A 19,250-nucleotide genomic window follows, 5' to 3' on the forward strand; every position below is an offset into this window, starting at 1 on the left:
GCAGGAGATTACATCGTCAGCACTTGTCCGTAAGGGCGCTTCAGGCGCCGTCCCAGGCCCGGCACCGGATTCTTGCCCTCGACCAGCCGGTAGCGCTTGCCGTCGAAAGCGTAGCGCGCGGATGCCTTGACCGGGGTGATGATGGGGTCCGGGACGCCCTTGCGAAGGGCCCGATTGCGCGGTTTCCTTTGCCTGACGTGTATGCCGCTAAACTCGAACACCAGGTCGTCATAGGCGGCCTGCCTGGTCGGCGGCGCGAAGCGCCACTTGCCCCGAATGATCCAGCAGGGGTGTACCGGTTCATGCGCACAGTCATCCTGCCCGCCCGAGGCCGCCCGCATGCTGCCGAGCTTGTGCATGACCTCGTCCGCAGGGTCGAACAAGGCCAGCCAGTGCATGAAGTAGCCGTCCCAGGCACCGTCCGTCAGCACGGCCATCCCCGGCTTGCCGGCCCCCAGCGTGACCCACTGGACCTCGCCGAACGAACCGAAGCTGCCCAGCTGTGCAATGTTCTCGTGACGCTTGAGCACGTTCCACTTGCCGTCTTCCTGGCGCAGGATGAAAACATTCAGGAATCCCGGCGACGCAACGCCGTCGAGGCGAACCCCGCCTTTGCCCATTTCGACCCCGTTCGCCACCAGTACCGTGTCGCCATTGGCCAGCCGGGAATGGCTGACCGCATCGATGAAAAAACGGCCGCTGGTGTCGACCTTGTTGCGCCGCAGCGGCATGCCGACCAGGGCATCGCGCGTGGCGGGGCGATAGTGCTCGCCGAAGACGGCTTGCATCAGCACCACGCGTTCCCGTTCCTGCGGCGTCATCGGTGCAAGCGGCGCCGGCATGGCCGCTTGCGCAAGCGGCGGGGGCGCCATGCGCGCGGGCGGCACTTGCGGCGGTTGTTCCTTGCCGGCGCTTAAAGACGCGGCACACAGGAGGCCGGCCAGCAGGATGCCAGAGCGCATGCGAACCAGGCGAAGGGAATCCATGGTCAGTACTCCTGCGCCGGATTCTTGCCCTCGACCAGCACATAGCGCTTGCCGTCGTAGGCATAGCGCGCCGATCCCTTGTGGCCGGTCATGTCCGCCGCCAGGACCGGGCCTTGCTCGCCCTTCCTGCGCCCGTCTTTCTTGCCGTCGTCCTGGCCCGTGAAGGTGAACACCAGGTCGTCATACGCGGCCCCGCTGGCGGAGGCGGCGAAGCGCCAGTTGGCGGCGATCTCGTAGCAGGTTTCCAGCTCTTCCGGAACGCAGCCGGGACTGCTGGCGGCGACCGCGACGCCCTCGCCGGTCAGCGCGTGGATCGGGTCGGCGCCAAGGTCGAACAAGCCGATCGCGCTCTCCGACATTTGCTGGAAGCCGCTGCCGAAGCGCATGGCCAGTCCGGGCTTGCCGGCGGCGAGGTTGACGAATTCGGCCTTGCCGATACGCTCCCAACTGCCCATGCGCGCGATGTTGGCGTGGTGCTTGAGCAAGGTCCAGCGGCCGTCCGTCTTGCGCACGATGAAGATGTTGAGCAGCCCGCCTTCGGTATGGATACGGTTGCCGTCGCGGTCCGGCTGCTCGACCAGCGCCTTGGCCACCAGCACGGCGTCGCCGTTGGGCAGGAAGGTATGGGCCACCGGTTCGATGGCGTACATGCGCTCGCCCGGCTGGTCCGGATCGGCGAGCTTCATCGGGGCGTCGTTGCTGGCGGAGTTGAACAGGTCGCCGAAGATGGCGTGCATCAGCACCGCGCGCTCGCGCACGGCGGCGGCCCCGGCTTCCAGTTGCTCCGGCGTCGGGGCCGGCGGCCTGGCTGCGAGCGCGACCGGGTCGGCTGCGCTGGCGCCGGCATGCGGCGCGGCGGCAAGCGCCGGCCTGGCCGCGCTCGTGGCCGGCTTGCGTTCGCCGCAGGATGCCAACAGCAGCGGAAGAAGGACACTCGCAAACAAAACAGTTGAACGCATCGGCTCGATCCGTCAGACACCCTGAGGGGGCGGCGTGTTTACGCCGATTCTTCCGGCGCCTGGGTGGCGCGCACGAAGGCCGGGGCGACCAGCAGGCCGAGTTCGAACAGCACGCACATCGGCAGGGCCAGCGCAAACTGGCTGACGATGTCGGGCGGGGTGACGATGGCGGCGATCACAAACGCGCCCACGATCACGTAGGGACGAATTTCCTTGAGCTTGGCCACGCTGACGATCCCCATGCGCACCAGGATCACCACCACCACCGGCACCTCGAAGGTGGCGCCGAAGGCCAGGCACATCGACATGACGAAATCGAGATAGTTTTCGATGTCCGGCGTGACCGCGATCGAGGTCGGAGAAAAGTCGGAAATGAACTTGAACACGCGCCCGAACACGAAGAAGTAGCAGAACGCCACGCCGCTCATGAACAGGAACGAGGACGACACCACCAGCGGCAGCACCAGGCGTTTTTCGTGCTGGTACAGGCCGGGCGCGATGAAGGCCCACATCTGGTAGAACACCCACGGCAGCGCCAGGATAATCGACAGCACCAGGGTCACTTTCATCGGCACCAGGAACGGCGAGATGACGCCGGTGGCGATCATCTTCGAGCCGACCGGCAGCGAAGCGATCATCGGCTGGGCGATGATGTCGTAAATCTGGGCCGGTCCGGGCCCGAGCATCAGCAAGGCGCACACGACGACGATGCCGACGCTGGCCTTGACCAGGCGGTTGCGCAATTCGACCAGATGAGAGATAAAGGTCTCTTCGCCCGCTGCTTTATCTGTCATTGAGGATTCAAAGAGTGTTTAGAAGAAGGACGAGGTGGACGACGAGCGCGGGCGGAATTTTTTCACGCGCGCGGCGCCCGACATGATGTGGGCCTTGCCCCCGTGGCGCTGCTTGTACCAGCCCGGCACCGCCGAATTGCGCACCAGCTTCTTGCGGCGGAAATCGCGCGCCTTGCGTTCCAGGTCGCTCATGGTCGCGCTGGGCGCGTTTGAGGAGGGCAGGTCGCGCCAGGCGGCGTCGACATCGTCGATGTTCTGGGCGATGGTGTTTTCGACGCTGTCCTTGATCGACTGGGCTGTTTCCTGCACTTCCTTTTGCAGGTTGCGCAGTTCATCGAGTTCGATCTCGCGGCTCACCTCGGACTTGACCTCATGCAGGTAGCGCTGGGCGCGTCCATACAGGGTGCCCGCCATGCGCGCCACCTTGGGCAGCTTTTCAGGGCCGATGACAATGAGTGCAACCACGCCAATGATGGCGAGTTTAGAGAGTCCAAGATCGATCATGGCGTCTGGAAGTATCGGACAAGGCGCGTGCCGGGGCACGCACGGTCATCAGAACTTCGTTTTCTCTTTCGCTTCGCCATCGATGGTGGTCTTGTCCGTCACCTGCGAAGGAGCCACAGGCTTGCCGTCCTCGTCGCCGCGCACGCCATCCTTGAAGCCTTTGACAGCCTTGCCAATATCGCCACCCATGTTGCCGAGTTTTTTGGTTCCGAAAACCAACACAACGACAAGCAACACGATCAGCCAATGCCAAACACTCAGTCCACCCATCATTTTCTCCTGTCGAGGCGCACGCGCCCGAATTCGCGAAAGCTTACGCCGCGTATTCTACGCGATGCCGGGCATTCCTGCCGCTTTGTCAGCGTTGGCCGGCCCACGGACGGGCGCCGCCGATCAGGTGCAGGTGCAGGTGATAAACTTCCTGGCCGCCGTCCGGACCGCTGTTGATGAGTGTCTTGTAACCGCCGGCCGGCTTGCCGTCGGCATCGTAGCTGACTTCGCAACCATGCTCTTTGGCAAGTTTTGGCGCCAGCGCCAGCAGCTTGCCGAGCAGCGCGCCGTGCGATTCGTTGCATTCTGACAAGGTCGCAACGTGCACCTTGGGAATGACCAGCAGGTGCACCGGCGCGGCCGGGTGGATATCCTTGAACGCCAGCAATTCTTCATCTTCGTAGACTATGCTCGAAGGAATTTGCTTGGCGGCGATTTTGCAAAACAGGCAGTCGGTCATGGACAGGTTCCGTAGTGTTGAAAGGCAGGGTTCTTCAAGCCGGGCGGGCGGCTTTTTCGTCCAGGCCCGACAGGCCTTCGCGGCGCGCCAGCTCGTCGAGCACCTGTTGCGGGGAGAGGTCGAATTTGGCCAGCAGCACCATTGAATGGAACCACAGGTCGGCGCATTCGTACAGCACCTTGGCAGCATCGCCATCGACGCGCGCATCCTTGGCGGCCATCACCAGCTCGGTGGCTTCTTCGCCGATTTTTTTCAGGATCGCATCGTCGCCCTTGGAAAACAGGCGCGACACGTAGGAGGTGGCGGGGTCGCCGCCATTTTCCAGCTTGCGCGATTCGATCGTTTGCGCCACGCGGGCGAGGGTCTGGCTCATGGGGTGCTCTTCTTGGGATTGGTGTAAATCGTTTCCGGATCCTGCAGCACCGGTTCGACCACCTGCCAGTCGCCGCTTTTGGCGTCGCCGCCGAACTTTTGATAGAAGCAGGAATGGCGGCCGGTATGGCAGGCGATGGAGCCGGCCTGCTCGATCTTGAGCAGGATTACGTCTTCATCGCAGTCGAGACGGATTTCCAGCACCTTCTGGGTATGGCCCGACTCTTCGCCCTTGTGCCACAGCTTCTTGCGCGAGCGGCTCCAGTACACCGCCTCGCCCAGTTCCACCGTGCGCGCCAGCGCGTCGCGGTTCATCCAGGCGAACATCAGCACATCGTTCGAACCGGCTTCCTGGGCGATCACCGGCACCAGCCCGTTCTCGTCCCACCGGACTTTTTTCAGCCAGCTGAAATTGGCCGCGCTACTCGTTATCGTTGGTGTCATGTTCAATCCAGACGCATGGGAATGCCCTGCGCGGCCATGAAGCGCTTCGCTTCGCCGACCGTGTGCTGGCCGTAGTGAAAAATACTCGCCGCCAGCACCGCGTCGGCCTTGCCGATCTTGACGCCGTCGGCCAGGTCTTGCAGGCCGCCCACGCCGCCCGAGGCGATGACGGGAATGCCGATCGCGTTCGACACGGCGGCCGTCAGGCCGAGGTCGAAACCGATCTTGGTGCCGTCGCGGTCCATGCTGGTGAGGAGGATTTCGCCGGCGCCGAGGCGCTCCATGTTCATCGCCCATTCAACCGCATCGAGGCCGGTGGCGCGCCGTCCGCCGTGGGTGAACACTTCCCACTTGCCGGGCGCGCTCTGCTTGGCGTCGATGGCCACCACGATGCACTGCGAACCGTGCTTTTGCGAGGCCTCGAACACCAGCTCGGGATTGGTCACGGCCGAGGTGTTCATGCTGACCTTGTCGGCGCCGGCGTTGAGCAGGCGGCGCACGTCGTCGACCTTGCGCACGCCGCCACCGACGGTGAGCGGGATGAACACGGTGGAGGCCACCGCTTCGATGATGTGCAGGATCAGGTCGCGCTCGTCCGAGGACGCCGTGATGTCGAGGAAAGTGATTTCGTCGGCGCCCTGCTCATCGTAGCGGCGCGCGATTTCGACCGGGTCGCCGGCGTCGCGCAGTTCGGTGAAATTGACGCCCTTGACGACGCGCCCGCCGGTCACGTCGAGGCAGGGAATGATGCGTTTTGCGAGCATGGTGTGTCCGTCCGGCTTACGCCGGGTCGCCTTCGGTGAGTTCGTCGGCGCGTGCCTGGGCCTGGCCCAGGTTGATCGTGCCCTCGTAGATCGAGCGGCCGCAGATCACGCCTTCGATGCCTTCTTCCTGCACCGCGCACAGGGCCTCGACATCGCCCAGGTTGTGCAGGCCGCCTGAAGCGATGATCGGAATGCGCACGGCCTGGGCCAGCTTGACGGTCGCTTCGATGTTAATCCCGCCCATCATGCCGTCGCGGCCGATGTCGGTGTAGATGATCGATTCGACGCCATAGGCTTCGAACTTGGTGGCCAGGTCGATCACTTCGTGGCCGCTCATCTTGCTCCAGCCGTCTGTTGCGACCTTGCCATCCTTGGCGTCAAGGCCGACGATGATGTGGCCGGGGAAGGCGCCGCAGGCGTCGTGCAAAAAGCCCGGGTTCTTGACGGCGGCGGTGCCGACGATGATGTAGGTGATGCCGTCGTCGAGATAGCGCTCGATGGTGTCGAGATCGCGGATGCCGCCGCCCAGCTGGACGGGGATCTCGTCGATATCGTTATCGACGGCGAACTCCTGCACCACCTGCAGGATCGACTTGACGGCGGCTTCGTTTTTCGGCTTGCCGGCGAAGGCGCCGTTCAGGTCCACCAGGTGCAGGCGGCGCGCGCCCTGCTTGAGCCAGTGCAGCGCCATTTCGGCGGGGTCTTCGGAGAAGACGGTGGCAAGTTCCATATCGCCCTGTTTGAGGCGAACGCAGTGACCGTCTTTGAGGTCGATGGCAGGAATGAGCAGCATGATCGGTTATCTTAGGTAGTTGGGTGATTGGGTGACCGGATGACAATCAGGGATTCCAGTGGACGAAGTTCTTGTACAGCTGCAGGCCCGCGCCGGCGCTTTTCTCCGGGTGGAACTGGGTCGCGAAAATATTATCGCGGGCGACCGCGCAACAGAACGGCGCGCCGTAATCGGTTTCGCCGGCGGTGAGGCTGGTATCGTCAGGCTGGACATAGTAGCTGTGCACGAAATAGAAGTAGCTATCGTCGAGGATACCCTGCCACAGCGGATGCTGGCGCACTTGTTTGACGCGGTTCCAGCCCATCTGCGGCACTTTGAAGCGCGAGCCGTCCGGCTGCAGGCGGCCATCGAGCCGGAAGCGCACCACTTTGCCGGGCAACAGGGCCAGGCCGGGCGTATCGCCCTCCTCGCTCACGTCGAACAGCATTTGCTCGCCGACGCACACGCCCATGATGGGACGGGTCTTGGCGGCGCGCAGCAAGGCTTCCTCGACGCCGGACTGGCGCAGGCTGGCCATGCAGTCGCGCATGGCGCCCTGGCCGGGCAAGACGATCCGGTCGGCCGAATCGATATCGGCGACGTCGCCGGAGATAAGTACGTCGGCTTCAGGAGCGACGGCACGCAGGGCTTGCGCCACCGAGCGCAGGTTGCCCATGCCGTAGTCGACCACAACAATTTTATTCATAGCAATTCAAATGTGTCGTCGTTCCCGCGCAGGCGGGAACCCAAGTTTTGCGCGCTCAGCCAACCAACTTGGGTCCCCGCCTGCGCGGGGACGACGCGATAAGGATGACGGTTACAGACTTCCCTTAGTAGACGGAATCGTGCCGGCCGAACGCGCGTCAAGCTCTGCGGCCATGCGCAGCGCCCGCCCGAAAGCCTTGAACACAGTCTCGCACTGATGATGCGCGTTCTCGCCGCGCAGGTTATCGATGTGCAGCGAGACCAGCGCGTGATTCACAAAACCCTGGAAAAACTCGTGCGCCAGGTCGACGTCAAAGTTGCCGATCATCGAACGCTTCCAGGGTACGTGCATCTCCAGCCCCGGACGACCGGAAAAATCGATCACCACGCGCGAGAGCGCTTCGTCCAGCGGCACGTAGGCGTGGCCGTAACGGCGGATGCCCTTCTTGTCGCCGATCGCCTTGGCCACCGCCATGCCGAGCGTGATGCCGGTATCTTCCACCGTGTGGTGGGCGTCGATATGCAGGTCGCCCACGCATTCGATATCGAGGTCGATCAGGCCGTGGCGGGCGATCTGGTCGAGCATGTGGTCCAGAAAAGGCACGCCCGTGTTGAGCTTTTGCTGGCCGGTGCCATCGAGGTTGATGGCGACCCGGATTTGCGTCTCGTTGGTGTTGCGCGTTATGTTTGCGGTGCGGTCTGCGATGTTCATGGGGAGGCTCGGTTAGTGCGAAGTCAGCGATGCCTTGACGGCATCCAGGAAAACAGCATTTTCTTCAGGTGTGCTCACGGTCACGCGGATGCACCCGCCCAATCCGTTCATTTTACTCACATTTTTGATCAGTACCTTGGCCGCGTCGAGCCGTGCGACGGTGGCGTCGGCGTCCGGCAGGCGCACCAGCAGGAAATTGGCGGCCGACGGGAACACGGTCACGCCGGGCAGCGCGGCCAGGTCGGTCGCCATGTGTTCGCGCGCTTCGATCAGCAAGGTGGCCTGGTCGTTCAGCACCTCGATATGATCGAGCGCGAATTCGGCGGCGGTCTGGGTCAGCACATTGATGTTATACGGCGGGCGTACCTTTTCGAACTGCGCCAGCAGCTTGGGCGCGGCGGTCATGTAGCCGAGGCGGATGCCGGCCAGGCCCAGTTTCGAGACGGTACGCATGACCACCAGGTTCTCGAACTCGGGCAGGCGATCCATGAAGGAGGTGCGCGCAAACGGGCCGTAGGCTTCGTCGACGACGACGATTCCGGTGTCGCCGACGGCGTGGATGATCTCGACCATCTCGGCCGGGTCGAACAGGTTGCCGGTCGGGTTGTTCGGGTAGGCCAGGAACACCAGCGCCGGCTTGTGCTCGGCGATCTTGGCGAGCATGGTCGCTTTGTCGAGCGTCATGTCGGCGCGCAGCGGCACGCCCACGAACGTGGCGCCGGCCAGCATGGCCGAACGCGAAAACATCACGAAGCCGGGCGTCGGCGCCAGGATCACCGGGCGGCGCGCGCCGCCCGAGACGGCGGTGGCCATGATCGAGATCAGTTCATCGGAGCCGTTGCCGAGGATGACGTCGTAACCGCCTGGTACGCCCAGGCGCGTGCAGATTTTATGTTTGAGCGTGGCGTTGCTGGCCAGCGGATAGCGGTTCAGGACCGCGGCAGCCAGGCGCTGGCCCAGTTCTTCGCGCAGGTGGGCAGGCAGCGAGTACGGGTTCTCCATCGCGTCGAGTTTGATGAAGCCGTCGGCGTCGGCGACGACGTAGGCGTGGTCGGCCTGGACCTCGGGACGGATCGTGTTGGCGATCAGCGTGTCGATGAAACTCATGCTGCTTTGCTCCTTAAGTGTGTACCGTCGTTCCCGCGCCAAGGCGGCCCTCGGCGGGAACGACGGCGCTGGCGGTGGTGGTGGGAATGACAGTTCTAAGCATTTTCAGCCTGCACAGTCTTCTTGGGCGGCTTGCGCTTCTTGACCATTTCCTGCTCCGGCGGCGAAGCCAGGCGCGCGGCGATGATCTCGCAGTACGCGGCATTGAGCTCGAAGCCGACAAAATTGCGTCCGCAGCGCTTGGCCGCCATGGCCGTGGTGCCGCTGCCCATGAACAAGTCCATCACCACGCCGTCCGGCGGGCACGAGGCCTTGACCATGCGCTCGATGATCTCGAGGGGTTTTTGGGTCGGGTGATCGGCGCGCTCCGGATGTTCCTTGTGCAGGCGCGACACGCTCCACAGATCCTTGGGGTTGTAGCCCACTTCGAGCCACTTGGCGCCGACGAAAATCGAACGCGAACGGGCCTTCTTGGTCGCCGCGTCGTACGCAATCCTCACCGCGTCCAGGTCGAAATAGTAATCCTTGCGGTTCACAAAGAAGCCGATCGTGTCGTGCACCGAACTGAAACTCCTCACGCTGCCGCCCATCGACGGCACCCGGCGGTCCCAGATAATCTCGTTCATCATCGTCATGCGCTGCTTGAGCATGACGAAAATCTCGGGCGAAAAGCGCCACGTCAGGAAGACGTACAAACTACCGTTGGGTTTGAGCTTGGGCAGCGCCTTCGAAATCCATTGCTCGGTCCAGGCCAGGTAATCGGCCACGCTTTGCTGGTCGGAGTCGTTGCCGTAGTCCTTGCCCAGGTTGTACGGCGGGTCGGTCAGAATCAGGTCGATGGAACCGTCCGGGATGCGCGCCAGTCCAACCAGCGCATCCTCGCAAAATACCTGATTGAGCCAGTCGCTCATGGCGCCGGTCGCAATCGCAGTTCGGCGCTGCGCGCATGCGCCTGCAAGCCTTCGCCGTAGGCCAGTTCGGCCGCGACCTTGCCCAGGGTTTGCGCACCGGCTTCGCTCACGAAAATCACCGACGAACGCTTCTGGAAGTCGTACACGCCCAGCGGCGACGAAAAGCGCGCGGTGCGGGACGTTGGCAGCACGTGGTTCGGGCCACAGCAGTAGTCGCCCAGCGACTCGGACGAAAAACGCCCGAGGAACATGGCGCCGGCATGGCGGATTTTATCGGCCCACTGCTGCGGGTCCTCGGCCGAAATTTCCAGGTGCTCGGCGGCGATGGCGTTGGCGATGTCGCACGCTTCCTGCATGTCGCGCACCTTGACCAGGGCGCCACGGTCGGTCATGGAGGTGCGGATGGTGTCCGCGCGCGGCATGCTCGGCAGCAGCTTGTGGATGCTCGCCTCCACCCGTGCGATGTAGTCGGCGTCGGGGCACAGCATGATGGCCTGCGCCAGTTCGTCGTGCTCGGCCTGCGAGAACAGGTCCATCGCGACCCAGTCCGGGTCGGTGCTGCCGTCGCACAGGACCAGGATTTCGGACGGGCCGGCGATCATGTCGATGCCGACGGTGCCGAACACGCGCCGCTTGGCCGCCGCCACGTAGGCGTTGCCGGGGCCGACGATCTTGTCGACCGGGGCGATGGTGGCGGTGCCGTAGGCCAGCGCGCCGACAGCCTGGGCGCCGCCGATGGTGATCACGCGCGTCACGCCCGCAATGGCGGCGGCGGCCAGCACCATCTGGTTTTTCACGCCGTCCGGGGTCGGCACCACCATGATGATCTCCGCCACGCCGGCCACCTTGGCCGGCACGGCGTTCATCAGCACCGACGATGGATACGCCGCCTTGCCGCCCGGGACGTAGATGCCGACCCGGTCGAGCGGGGTGATTTTCTGGCCCAGCACTGTGCCATCGGGCTCGGTGTAGGTGAAGCCGCGCAGTTCTTCTTTTTGCCGCTCGTGGAAGACGCGAATCCGTTCGGCGGCCGTTTCCAGCGCCGCGCGCTGGGCTGCCGGCAGCGCATCGAGTGCAGCCTGCAGTTCGGCTTGCGGCACGTCGAAGGCGGCCATGCTGGCGGCGCCGCCGGGAATGCGGTCGAATTTGTTGGTGTACTCAAGGACGGCGGCGTCGCCACGATGTTTAACGTCATGCAGGATCGCCGCCACCGATTTTTCAATCGCTTCATCGGTGGACGCTTCGAAGGCCAGCAGGGTATCGAGGCGTTGTTTGAAGTCCGGCTGGGCCGAATCGAGGTGGCGGATCTGGATGGTCATGATAGTCGTTTCTAAATCTTTAGTTGTTCAGGCGCGACGCGCGTTCGAAGGCGTCGAGAATCGGTTGCAGGCGCTCGCGCTTGAGTTTGAGCGCGGCCTGGTTCACCACCAGGCGCGATGAAATGTCCATGATCTCTTCGACTTCGACCAGGTTGTTGGCGCGCAGGGTGCTGCCGGTGGAGACCACGTCGACGATCGCGTCCGACAGGCCGACCAGGGGCGCCAGTTCCATCGAGCCATACAGCTTGATCAGGTCGACGTGCACGCCCTTGGCGGCGAAGTGCTCGCGCGCGGTCTGGACGAACTTGGTGGCCACGCGCAGGCGCGCGCCCTGGCGCACCGCCTTGTCGTAGTCGAAGCCGGCGTTCACCGCCACCGACATGCGGCATTTGGCGATGTTCAGGTCGATCGGCTGGTACAGGCCTTCGCCGCCGTGCTCGAGCAGCACGTCCTTGCCGGCCACGCCGAAATCGGCGGCGCCGTACTGCACATAGGTCGGCACGTCGGACGCGCGCACGATGATGACGCGCACGTTCGGATCGTTGGTCGCCAAAATCAGCTTGCGCGAGGTCTCCGGGTTTTCGGTGACGGTGATGCCGGCCGCTTCGAGCAAAGGCATGGTGTCGTCGAAGATGCGGCCCTTCGACAGCGCCAGGATCAGCTGGGAGTTGGCCGGGTTACTGAATGTGCTCATCGTGTCTTCTTTATTTGATGCGGACGATATCGGCGCCCACCGCCGACAGCTTCACTTCCATGCGGTCGTAGCCGCGGTCGAGGTGATAGATGCGGTCGATGATGGTGGTGCCTTGCGCGGCCATGGCGGCGATCACCAGCGAGGCCGAGGCGCGCAGGTCGGTCGCCATCACAGGCGCGCCCACCAGCTTGTCGACGCCCTTGACGTGGGCGGTGTTGCCCTCGGTCTGGATCGAGGCGCCGAGACGGTTCATCTCCTGCACGTGCATGAAGCGGTTTTCGAAGATCGTTTCGGTAATGCGGCTGCTGCCCGAGGCGATGGTATTGACGGCCATGAACTGGGCCTGCATGTCGGTCGGGAAGCCCGGATACTCCGTGGTGCGGAACGACACCGGCTTCGGGCGGCCGCCCATCTGCGCGCGGATCGAATCGGAACCCATGGTCATGACCAGGCCGATCTCGCGCAGCTTGTCGAGCGCCACGTCAAAATAGTCGGTGCGGGTGTTCTTGAGCAGGATGTCGCCGCCGGTGGCCGCCACCGCGCACAGAAAAGTAGCCGCTTCGATGCGGTCGGAGATCACCGCGTGCTTGGCGCCGTGCAGTTCGGCCACGCCCTGGATCACCAGGCGGTCGGTGCCGATGCCCTCGATTTTGGCGCCCATGGCCACCAAGAGGTTGGCCAGGTCGGTCACTTCCGGCTCGCGCGCGGCGTTTTCCAAAATCGTTTCGCCGTCGGCCAGGGTGGCCGCCATCAGCAGATTCTCGGTGCCGGTGACGGTGATCATGTCGGTGCGGATGCGGGCGCCCTTGAGCTTCTTGCACTTGGCGTAGATGTAGCCGCCTTCGATGGTGATCTCGGCGCCGAGCGCCTGCAAGCCCTTGATGTGCTGGTCGACCGGACGCGAACCGATGGCGCAGCCGCCCGGCAGCGAGACCTTGGCTTCGCCGAAGCGCGCCAGCAAGGGACCGAGCACCAGGATCGAGGCGCGCATGGTCTTGACCAGCTCATACGGCGCTTCCAGGGTGGTGATGGCGCTGCCGTTGAGGGTCACGCGCTCGTCGTCCTGGGTCACCTTCAGGCCGGTCTGGGCCAGCAGCTTGAGGATGGTCTTGACGTCGTGCAGGCGCGGCACGTTCGACAGTTCAAGGTCGCCCGAGGTGAGCAAACCGGCGCACAGAATCGGCAGGGCCGCGTTCTTGGCGCCCGAGATGACGATTTCCCCTTGGAGGCGCTTGCCTCCGACCACTTGGAGCTTGTCCATGCTTGTTTATCCTTTTAACCTTGGTATTCTTCTGGGGTGAGCGTTTTCATCGACAGCGCGTGGATTTCTTCGCGCATGCGCTCGCCCAGCACAGCATAGACGATCTGGTGACGCTGGATCGGGCGCTTGCCGGCAAACGCCGGCGAGACGATGACGGCGGTGAAGTGCTGGCCGTCGCCGTCCACTTCGAGGTGGGTGCATTCGAGACCGGCGCTGATGTAGCCGTGAATAAGTTCTGGTGTGGTAGCCACGATGATTCCTCTGATGAATGACGCATTAATGGCGCAGGTTGTAGCCGCGCTTGAGCAGGTTGATGGCGATACCCGCGAGGGCCGCGAAGAAGGCCGACACGATCGCAAGACTGGTCCACGGCGAGACGTCGGACTGGCCGAAGAAGCCGTGACGGAAGCCGTCGATCATGTAGAAAAACGGATTGAAATGCGACACGGTGAGCCAGAACGGCGGCAGCGAGTGAATCGAGTAGAACACGCCGGAAAGGAAGGTGGCGGGCATGATCAAAAAGTTCTGGAACGCGGCCAGCTGGTCGAATTTTTCGGCCCAGATGCCGGCAATGACGCCCATGGTGCCGAGGATGGCCGCGCCCAGCAGCGCAAACGCCAGGATCCACAGGGGCGCGGCGAACGACAGCTTGGCGAACCACACGGTGGCGATGAACACGCCGGCGCCGACGGTCAGGCCGCGCACCACGGAAGCGAGCACGTAGGCCGATAAAATCTCCCAGTGCGACAGCGGCGGCAGCAAAATGAACACCAGGTTGCCGGTGATCTTGGACTGGATCAGCGAGGACGAGGAGTTGGCGAAGGAATTCTGCAATACGCTCATCATCACCAGGCCGGGAATGAGGAAGGCGGTGTAGTTCACGCCGCGCACGTTGACGTGACCTTCGAGCACGTGGCCGAAGATCAGCAGGTACAGCATGGCCGTGAGCACAGGCGCGAGCACGGTTTGCGTGGCCACCTTCCAGAAGCGCAGCATTTCCTTGTAGAGCAGGGTCTGGAAGCCCACCGAGAACATGTTCATAGCGTGCCCTTGTCCATAATCTGCAGGAAGATGTCTTCCAGGTCGGCCTGCTGCAGCTGCATTTCGTCGATGACGGCGCCGGCTTCGCGCAGGCGCGCCAGTATTTGTTCGACTTCGCCGTATTCGTTCACGCGCAGGCTGTATTTCATGCCGCTGCCCTTGCCGTTGTCATTATCGCGTTCGTCGTGCGAGACCAGGTGGCGCAAGTCTTCCGGCAGGCCGCCGCTGGCCAGGTGCACGATCAGCTGCGAACCGGAGATGCGGCGGATCAGGGCCGACATGGTGTCGAGCGCGACCACCTTGCCGCCCTTGAGCATGGCCACGCGCTGGCACATGGCTTGCGCTTCTTCCAGGTAGTGGGTGGTCAGGACCACCGTGTGGCCTTCCTTGTTCAAACGCGAGATGAACTTCCAGAGCGTCTGGCGCAGTTCGACATCGACGCCGGCGGTCGGCTCGTCGAGCACGATCACGGGCGGCTTGTGGACCAGCGCCTGGGCCACCAGCACGCGCCGCTTCATGCCGCCCGACAGCGCGCGCATGTTCACATCGGCCTTGTTGGTCAGGTCGAGGTTGCCCATGACTTCATCGATCCACTTGTCGTTGTTTTTGAGGCCGAAGTAGCCCGATTGCAGACGCAAGGTTTCGCGCACCGTGAAGAAGGGATCGAACACCAGTTCCTGCGGCACCACGCCGAGCTTCTTGCGCGCTTCGCGGAAATCGGTGACGACATCGTGGCCGTGAATGGCGACCGTGCCCGCATCGGGGCGGATCAGGCCGGCGATGGTGGAGATCAGGGTGGTCTTGCCGGCGCCGTTGGGGCCGAGCAGGCCAAAGAACTCGCCTTCTTCAATCGTCAGGGAGACGCCACCCAAGGCTTTGAGGGCCTTGTAGCTTTTCTCGACGTTGGTAATTTGAATCGCTGTCATGCGTCTTTTTGGGTGAGCAAATGTCTATACAGCATGCAGAGACATTGCGGGGTGAGCCGTCAATTATAGGGGAAATCGGGAGAAACAGAGTTGCCCAGGGTTACAGGCAGGGGGAGTGGGGAGGCGCGGGCGCCTCCCCAAAGGCAGGATCAATGGTGGTGCAGGTTGGCGGGGGTGTCCACCAGGAAGGCATCGACGCCGTACAGCGCGGCCAGGCTTTTCAGGCTGTCCGGAAGATTGACATAGGACAGCACCACGCCGGCGCTGCGCGCGGCGCGCTGCCAGGCCAGCAGGACCGCGACGGCGGACGAATCGGCGACCTTGACGGAGCCGAAATCGAACACGGTCTGGCCCGCCTTGATCGCATCGTAACCCTGCACCAGTGCCGCCTTGGCGTTGTGCACGGTCAGGGTATCGATGTTCTCGAGCTTGTTGGTTTGAACCATGTTATTTGATGGGCTTGGCCAGCGGCTTGGCGGCCAGCTTCTTGTTGCGCTCGGCCAGGGTCTTGATCAGGCCATCGATGCCGGACTTGTTGATTTCGGATGCGAAGGTGCCTTTGTAGGTTTCCACCAACCACGCGCCGAGCACGTTGATGTCGAAAATCTTCCAGCCGCTCGGGGTTTGCGCCAGGCGATAGTTCAGGGTGACAGGCTCGCCGCGGGCCACGTTCACTTGCGAACGCACTTCGACTTCCTTGTCTTCCGGCGCGGCGCGCAGCGGCTTGAACTCGACGGTTTCATTCTTGATCTGCGACAGCGCGCCCGAGTACGTAAAGATCAGCAGGGTGCGGAACTCGTTCGAGAGTTGCTTTTGCTGTTCAGGCGAGGCATCGCGCCAGGCGCGGCCGGCGGCCAGCTGGGTCATGCGCATGAAGTCAACGTGCGGCAAGATCTTGCTTTCGACCAGGTCCATGACCCTTTTCTGGTTGCCGGCCTGGATATCCTTGTCGGCTTTGGCGGTGTCGATGACGTCGGCGCTGATGCGCTTGACGAGCGCGTCCGGCGCTTCGGCAGGGGCGGCGGCGATGGCGCTGGTGGCAATGGTCACTGTCGCGAGGGCAATAAGGTGTTTGATCAGTTTCATAAGCTCTTTTCGAAAAGGTTGCGTTGATACCGGCTGGACCGTGCGTTGACGGTCCAGTTTAGCGGTTAACTACTTCGAGGGCGTTTCGGATGACACAGCCGGTGTTGCCGCCGGCGTCGGTGCAGGGGCGGTCGGCGTAGCCGCCGGCGCCGTGGCCGCAGCGCCAGGCGACGCGCTAGGCGACGCGCTAGGCGACGCGCTGTCATCGTCGGCGTAGGCGGCGCGGATGCTCTTGGCGTCGGCCGGTCCTTGGTTGGCTTCTTTCAGCGCCTTGCGCGAGGTTTCGCCATCGAAGACCTGGCCCTGGCGACGCTGCAGGAAGCCGTCGCGGATGAATTCGTAACGGTCGAGTGCGGCTTCTTCCATCAGGTTCGACGCGTCCAGGATGTTGGCGCGGGCGTCGATCACGCGAATCGCGGTGCCGATGTTGCGGGTCGACGAGGGATCGACATAGGACCAGCCATTGGCGGCCATGTCAACCGGCAAGCCGGAGGTGTCGCGCACGGTGGACGGTCCCAGCAGCGGCAGCATCAGGTAGGGGCCGCTCGGCACGCCCCAGTAACCGAGGGTCTGGCCGAAGTCTTCATTGTGCTTTTTCAAGCCCGCTTCGGAAGCGATATCGAACAGGCCGCCGATGCCGAAGGTGGAATTGAGGGCAACGCGGGTCCAGTCGGACATGCCTTGCTCGCCCTTGCCTTGCATCAAGTTGTTAGCGCCGGTCCAGACATCGGACAGGTTGCCGAAGAAGTTGTTCACGCCGGTTTGCACGAAGCTCGGCAGCACCTTCTTGTAGGCGGTGGCGGCCGGTTTGAGCGCGGCCTGGTCGATGGTGTCGTTAAACTTGAACATCGTGCGGTTGAACGGCTCGAGCGGATCGCGCGGGTTGTTGGTGGCGCAACCGCTCAGGGTGGCAATGGCCACCAGGGCGGCAGCGCTGGCGCGCCAGGTCGGGACGCGGTTCGGCTTCATGAATGTCATTGCTCTTATTCCTTTCCGTCAGCCGCCTTGCTGTAGATGAACTGATTAATCAGGTCTTCCAGCACGGTGGCAGATTGGGTCGTGTTAATCCGGTCACCATTGACCAGCTTGTTGGCATCGTCGTTACCTGCCTGAATACCGATGTACTGTTCACCGAGCAGGCCGGCAGTGAGGATTTTGAGCGAGCTATCTTTCGGGAAGTTATAGCCCGTCTCCAGTTCCAAGGTTACCAGCGCCTGATAAGTCTTGTCATCAAACTTGATATCGCCCACGCGCCCGACCACCACGCCGGCGCTTTTCACCGGCGCTTGCGGCTTGAGCCCGCCGATATTGTCGAACTTGGCCTGGACCAGGTAGGTCTTGCCGAACGACAATGTACTCATGTTACCGGCCTTGAGGGCCAGGAACAGCAGCGCTGCCAGGCCCAGCAGAACAAACAGGCCGACCCAGACGTCGATGGATTTACGATGCATTTGATTTCCTAACTCGTGTTATGCGGCGCTGTGTGCCGCCAGATTCAATATTTAGTTAAACATCATCGCGGTCATCACGAAGTCCAGACCCCAGACGGTCAGCGACGCGATCACAACAGTACGGGTGGTGGCGCGCGACACGTCTTCCGGCGTCGGCTGGGCCTGGTAGCCCTGGAACAGCGCGGTGAAGGTGACGGCGATGCCGAACACGAAGCTCTTGATGATGCCGTTGACGACATCGTGCTGCACATCCACGTTCGCTTGCATCTGCGACCAGAAGGCGCCTTCGTCGACGCCGATCAGCTGCACGCCGACCAGGTAGCCGCCGAGCACGCCGACGGCGCTGAAGATGGTGCCGAGGATGGGCATGGCAATCACGCCGGCCCAGAAACGCGGCGCCAGCACGCGCTGCACCGGGTTAATGGCCATCATTTCCATGGCCGAGAGTTGCTCGCCAGCTTTCATCAAGCCGATCTGCGCGGTCAGCGAGGTACCGGCGCGGCCGGCGAACAGCAGGGCGGTCACGACCGGCCCGAGTTCGCGCACCAGCGCCAGCGCGACCACCTGGCCGAGCTTTTGTTCGGCGCCGTAGGGCGTGAGGGTGATATAGCCCTGCAAGCCGAGCACCATGCCGACGAACAAGCCGGAGACGATGATGATCACCAGCGAATAATTGCCGATGAAGTGAATCTGTTCGGAAATGAGTCCGGGACGGCGCAGCGCGCCCGGGGTCACGCCCAGCAGGGTGAAGAAGGAGCGCGTGGCGAAGCCGACGCTGGCGATATTTTCGCGCACGGACTGGCCGATGGCGCCCAGGAAGTTAGCGATCACTTGCGCTCTCCCAGGCCCAGGTCCTCGGCCAGCGACTTGCCGGGGTAATGGAAAGGCACGGGGCCGTCGGGCGCGGCGTTGACGAACTGCTTCACGTAAGGATCCTCGGAGACGCGCATATCGGCCGGCGTACCCTGGGCGACAATCTTCCCGGCGGACATAAAGTACACATAATCGGCGATCGCAAAGCATTCATGCACATCGTGCGACACCAGGATCGAGGTGGAGCCGAGCGCATCGTTGAGCCTGCGGATCAGGTTGGCGGTAACGCCCATCGAAATCGGATCGAGGCCGGCGAACGGTTCGTCGTACATGATCAGTTCCGGGTCGAGCGCGACGGCGCGGGCGACGGCCACGCGGCGCGCCATGCCGCCGGAAATTTCGGCAGGTTTCAACCTGGCGGCATTGCGCAGGCCGACCGCGTTGAGCTTCATGAGCACCAGGTCGTGGATCAGCTCTTCGGGCAGGTCGGTATGTTCGCGCAGCGGAAAGGCGACGTTTTCGAAGACGCTCAGGTCGGTGAACAGGGCGCCGAACTGGAACAGCATGCCCATCTTGCGGCGCAGGCGGTACAGATTATCGGTATCGAGTTCGTGGACGGTTTCGCCGGCGACGGTGACGAAGCCTTTTTGCGGGCGGATCTGGCCGCCGATCAGGCGCAGCACCGTAGTCTTGCCACAGCCGGAACCGCCCATGACGGCCACGACCTTACCGCGTGGGAAGTCCATCCGGAGGTTCGACAAGATCGAACGGTCGCCGTAAGAAAAATGTAGATCGCGGATTTCGACAAGATTAGACACGGCGCTGTTCATATTTGGGAATGGCGTATTGTAGTGCAGAAAGGGCAATCCCTGCTGAGAGGGCCCCGATCCACAATGGGT

26 protein-coding genes are annotated in these 19,250 nt (G+C 63.0%); all 26 read right to left on the minus strand.

Going from position 1 to position 19,250, the window contains the following annotated elements; all coding sequences use genetic code 11:
- Positions 1-8: 8 nt before the first annotated feature.
- Positions 9-986 carry a hypothetical protein gene (locus F2P46_RS04520; protein ID WP_166885628.1) on the minus strand — a complete coding sequence of 326 codons (978 nt, stop codon included), beginning with the start codon at positions 984-986 and terminating at the stop codon, positions 9-11.
- Positions 987-988: 2 nt separating this feature from the next.
- On the minus strand, positions 989-1,945 hold the full coding sequence (locus F2P46_RS04525) for a hypothetical protein (RefSeq protein ID WP_166885629.1): 957 nt from the start codon (positions 1,943-1,945) through the stop codon (positions 989-991).
- A 38-nt stretch (positions 1,946-1,983) separates the two neighbouring features.
- Positions 1,984-2,739: a twin-arginine translocase subunit TatC gene (gene tatC, locus F2P46_RS04530; protein WP_166885631.1), complete on the minus strand. Its 756-nt coding sequence runs from the start codon at positions 2,737-2,739 to the stop codon at positions 1,984-1,986.
- Between the two features lie 18 nt (positions 2,740-2,757).
- Positions 2,758-3,243 (minus strand): Sec-independent protein translocase protein TatB, encoded by a 486-nt coding sequence (gene tatB, locus F2P46_RS04535; protein WP_166885633.1) that lies wholly within the window; start codon positions 3,241-3,243, stop codon positions 2,758-2,760.
- A 48-nt stretch (positions 3,244-3,291) separates the two neighbouring features.
- Positions 3,292-3,513, minus strand: a complete 222-nt coding sequence (gene tatA / locus F2P46_RS04540; protein ID WP_166885635.1) for a Sec-independent protein translocase subunit TatA — start codon at positions 3,511-3,513, stop codon at positions 3,292-3,294.
- Between the two features lie 88 nt (positions 3,514-3,601).
- Positions 3,602-3,973 carry a histidine triad nucleotide-binding protein gene (locus F2P46_RS04545; protein ID WP_166885637.1) on the minus strand — a complete coding sequence of 124 codons (372 nt, stop codon included), beginning with the start codon at positions 3,971-3,973 and terminating at the stop codon, positions 3,602-3,604.
- Positions 3,974-4,007: 34 nt separating this feature from the next.
- A complete protein-coding gene (locus F2P46_RS04550; RefSeq protein WP_166885639.1) occupies positions 4,008-4,346 on the minus strand; it encodes a phosphoribosyl-ATP diphosphatase in 339 nt (112 codons plus the stop codon).
- Complete coding sequence (hisI, locus tag F2P46_RS04555; RefSeq protein ID WP_166885640.1) at positions 4,343-4,789, minus strand: phosphoribosyl-AMP cyclohydrolase; 447 nt, start codon at positions 4,787-4,789, stop codon at positions 4,343-4,345. Before hisI ends, F2P46_RS04550 begins: the two co-directional genes overlap by 4 nt.
- Positions 4,790-4,791: 2 nt before the next feature.
- Positions 4,792-5,553, minus strand: coding sequence for an imidazole glycerol phosphate synthase subunit HisF (gene hisF / locus F2P46_RS04560; protein WP_166885642.1), 762 nt, complete (start codon positions 5,551-5,553; stop codon positions 4,792-4,794).
- Between the two features lie 16 nt (positions 5,554-5,569).
- On the minus strand, positions 5,570-6,346 hold the full coding sequence (gene hisA, locus F2P46_RS04565) for a 1-(5-phosphoribosyl)-5-[(5-phosphoribosylamino)methylideneamino]imidazole-4-carboxamide isomerase (protein WP_166885644.1): 777 nt from the start codon (positions 6,344-6,346) through the stop codon (positions 5,570-5,572).
- A gap of 46 nt (positions 6,347-6,392) precedes the next feature.
- Positions 6,393-7,031, minus strand: a complete 639-nt coding sequence (gene hisH / locus F2P46_RS04570) for an imidazole glycerol phosphate synthase subunit HisH (protein ID WP_166885646.1) — start codon at positions 7,029-7,031, stop codon at positions 6,393-6,395.
- Between the two features lie 111 nt (positions 7,032-7,142).
- The gene (gene hisB, locus F2P46_RS04575; RefSeq protein ID WP_166885648.1) at positions 7,143-7,742 is read right to left on the minus strand and encodes an imidazoleglycerol-phosphate dehydratase HisB; all 600 of its coding nucleotides are present in this window, start codon (positions 7,740-7,742) and stop codon (positions 7,143-7,145) included.
- 12 nt (positions 7,743-7,754) lie between these two features.
- The gene (gene hisC / locus F2P46_RS04580) at positions 7,755-8,849 is read right to left on the minus strand and encodes a histidinol-phosphate transaminase (RefSeq protein WP_166885650.1); all 1,095 of its coding nucleotides are present in this window, start codon (positions 8,847-8,849) and stop codon (positions 7,755-7,757) included.
- A gap of 95 nt (positions 8,850-8,944) precedes the next feature.
- Positions 8,945-9,760, minus strand: coding sequence for a site-specific DNA-methyltransferase (locus F2P46_RS04585; protein ID WP_166885652.1), 816 nt, complete (start codon positions 9,758-9,760; stop codon positions 8,945-8,947).
- Positions 9,757-11,079, minus strand: a complete 1,323-nt coding sequence (hisD, locus tag F2P46_RS04590) for a histidinol dehydrogenase (RefSeq protein WP_166885654.1) — start codon at positions 11,077-11,079, stop codon at positions 9,757-9,759. The genes F2P46_RS04585 and hisD overlap by 4 nt, the downstream gene beginning before the upstream one ends.
- Positions 11,080-11,098: 19 nt before the next feature.
- Positions 11,099-11,773: an ATP phosphoribosyltransferase gene (gene hisG, locus F2P46_RS04595; RefSeq protein WP_166874830.1), complete on the minus strand. Its 675-nt coding sequence runs from the start codon at positions 11,771-11,773 to the stop codon at positions 11,099-11,101.
- A gap of 10 nt (positions 11,774-11,783) precedes the next feature.
- Positions 11,784-13,034 carry a UDP-N-acetylglucosamine 1-carboxyvinyltransferase gene (gene murA, locus F2P46_RS04600; RefSeq protein WP_166885656.1) on the minus strand — a complete coding sequence of 417 codons (1,251 nt, stop codon included), beginning with the start codon at positions 13,032-13,034 and terminating at the stop codon, positions 11,784-11,786.
- 14 nt (positions 13,035-13,048) lie between these two features.
- The gene (locus F2P46_RS04605; RefSeq protein ID WP_166874824.1) at positions 13,049-13,285 is read right to left on the minus strand and encodes a BolA family protein; all 237 of its coding nucleotides are present in this window, start codon (positions 13,283-13,285) and stop codon (positions 13,049-13,051) included.
- A 25-nt stretch (positions 13,286-13,310) separates the two neighbouring features.
- The gene (locus F2P46_RS04610; RefSeq protein WP_166885658.1) at positions 13,311-14,075 is read right to left on the minus strand and encodes an ABC transporter permease; all 765 of its coding nucleotides are present in this window, start codon (positions 14,073-14,075) and stop codon (positions 13,311-13,313) included.
- Positions 14,072-15,001 (minus strand): ABC transporter ATP-binding protein, encoded by a 930-nt coding sequence (locus F2P46_RS04615; protein ID WP_166885659.1) that lies wholly within the window; start codon positions 14,999-15,001, stop codon positions 14,072-14,074. Before F2P46_RS04615 ends, F2P46_RS04610 begins: the two co-directional genes overlap by 4 nt.
- Positions 15,002-15,150: 149 nt before the next feature.
- Positions 15,151-15,447, minus strand: coding sequence for a lipid asymmetry maintenance protein MlaB (locus F2P46_RS04620; protein ID WP_166885661.1), 297 nt, complete (start codon positions 15,445-15,447; stop codon positions 15,151-15,153).
- Between the two features lies 1 nt (position 15,448).
- Entirely contained in the window at positions 15,449-16,087 is a 639-nt protein-coding gene (locus tag F2P46_RS04625) for a phospholipid-binding protein MlaC (protein WP_166885663.1), read from the minus strand.
- A 69-nt stretch (positions 16,088-16,156) separates the two neighbouring features.
- A complete protein-coding gene (locus tag F2P46_RS04630; protein WP_166885665.1) occupies positions 16,157-17,065 on the minus strand; it encodes a VacJ family lipoprotein in 909 nt (302 codons plus the stop codon).
- A 5-nt stretch (positions 17,066-17,070) separates the two neighbouring features.
- Positions 17,071-17,538, minus strand: coding sequence for an outer membrane lipid asymmetry maintenance protein MlaD (mlaD, locus tag F2P46_RS04635; protein WP_166885667.1), 468 nt, complete (start codon positions 17,536-17,538; stop codon positions 17,071-17,073).
- A 51-nt stretch (positions 17,539-17,589) separates the two neighbouring features.
- Positions 17,590-18,369: a lipid asymmetry maintenance ABC transporter permease subunit MlaE gene (gene mlaE, locus F2P46_RS04640; protein ID WP_166885669.1), complete on the minus strand. Its 780-nt coding sequence runs from the start codon at positions 18,367-18,369 to the stop codon at positions 17,590-17,592.
- The gene (locus F2P46_RS04645; RefSeq protein ID WP_166885671.1) at positions 18,366-19,169 is read right to left on the minus strand and encodes an ABC transporter ATP-binding protein; all 804 of its coding nucleotides are present in this window, start codon (positions 19,167-19,169) and stop codon (positions 18,366-18,368) included. The genes mlaE and F2P46_RS04645 overlap by 4 nt, the downstream gene beginning before the upstream one ends.
- Positions 19,170-19,250: the final 81 nt, after the last annotated feature.

Source organism: Massilia sp. CCM 8734 (genome assembly GCF_011682155.1).
Taxonomy (GTDB): Bacteria; Pseudomonadota; Gammaproteobacteria; order Burkholderiales; family Burkholderiaceae_D; genus Telluria_A; species Telluria_A rubra.

Excerpts from the sequence above, each read along its gene's own strand:
- F2P46_RS04520 (WP_166885628.1), bottom strand. The coding sequence starts at position 986 with ATGGATTCCCTTCGCCTGGTTCGCATGCGCTCTGGCATCCTGCTGGCC.
- F2P46_RS04525 (WP_166885629.1), bottom strand. The coding sequence starts at position 1,945 with ATGCGTTCAACTGTTTTGTTTGCGAGTGTCCTTCTTCCGCTGCTGTTG.
- tatC (WP_166885631.1), bottom strand. The coding sequence starts at position 2,739 with ATGACAGATAAAGCAGCGGGCGAAGAGACCTTTATCTCTCATCTGGTC.
- tatB (WP_166885633.1), bottom strand. The coding sequence starts at position 3,243 with ATGATCGATCTTGGACTCTCTAAACTCGCCATCATTGGCGTGGTTGCA.
- tatA (WP_166885635.1), bottom strand. The coding sequence starts at position 3,513 with ATGGGTGGACTGAGTGTTTGGCATTGGCTGATCGTGTTGCTTGTCGTT.
- F2P46_RS04545 (WP_166885637.1), bottom strand. The coding sequence starts at position 3,973 with ATGACCGACTGCCTGTTTTGCAAAATCGCCGCCAAGCAAATTCCTTCG.
- F2P46_RS04550 (WP_166885639.1), bottom strand. The coding sequence starts at position 4,346 with ATGAGCCAGACCCTCGCCCGCGTGGCGCAAACGATCGAATCGCGCAAG.
- hisI (WP_166885640.1), bottom strand. The coding sequence starts at position 4,789 with ATGACACCAACGATAACGAGTAGCGCGGCCAATTTCAGCTGGCTGAAA.
- hisF (WP_166885642.1), bottom strand. The coding sequence starts at position 5,553 with ATGCTCGCAAAACGCATCATTCCCTGCCTCGACGTGACCGGCGGGCGC.
- hisA (WP_166885644.1), bottom strand. The coding sequence starts at position 6,346 with ATGCTGCTCATTCCTGCCATCGACCTCAAAGACGGTCACTGCGTTCGC.
- hisH (WP_166885646.1), bottom strand. The coding sequence starts at position 7,031 with ATGAATAAAATTGTTGTGGTCGACTACGGCATGGGCAACCTGCGCTCG.
- hisB (WP_166885648.1), bottom strand. The coding sequence starts at position 7,742 with ATGAACATCGCAGACCGCACCGCAAACATAACGCGCAACACCAACGAG.
- hisC (WP_166885650.1), bottom strand. The coding sequence starts at position 8,849 with ATGAGTTTCATCGACACGCTGATCGCCAACACGATCCGTCCCGAGGTC.
- F2P46_RS04585 (WP_166885652.1), bottom strand. The coding sequence starts at position 9,760 with ATGAGCGACTGGCTCAATCAGGTATTTTGCGAGGATGCGCTGGTTGGA.
- hisD (WP_166885654.1), bottom strand. The coding sequence starts at position 11,079 with ATGACCATCCAGATCCGCCACCTCGATTCGGCCCAGCCGGACTTCAAA.
- hisG (WP_166874830.1), bottom strand. The coding sequence starts at position 11,773 with ATGAGCACATTCAGTAACCCGGCCAACTCCCAGCTGATCCTGGCGCTG.
- murA (WP_166885656.1), bottom strand. The coding sequence starts at position 13,034 with ATGGACAAGCTCCAAGTGGTCGGAGGCAAGCGCCTCCAAGGGGAAATC.
- F2P46_RS04610 (WP_166885658.1), bottom strand. The coding sequence starts at position 14,075 with ATGAACATGTTCTCGGTGGGCTTCCAGACCCTGCTCTACAAGGAAATG.
- F2P46_RS04615 (WP_166885659.1), bottom strand. The coding sequence starts at position 15,001 with ATGACAGCGATTCAAATTACCAACGTCGAGAAAAGCTACAAGGCCCTC.
- F2P46_RS04620 (WP_166885661.1), bottom strand. The coding sequence starts at position 15,447 with ATGGTTCAAACCAACAAGCTCGAGAACATCGATACCCTGACCGTGCAC.
- F2P46_RS04625 (WP_166885663.1), bottom strand. The coding sequence starts at position 16,087 with ATGAAACTGATCAAACACCTTATTGCCCTCGCGACAGTGACCATTGCC.
- F2P46_RS04630 (WP_166885665.1), bottom strand. The coding sequence starts at position 17,065 with ATGACATTCATGAAGCCGAACCGCGTCCCGACCTGGCGCGCCAGCGCT.
- mlaD (WP_166885667.1), bottom strand. The coding sequence starts at position 17,538 with ATGCATCGTAAATCCATCGACGTCTGGGTCGGCCTGTTTGTTCTGCTG.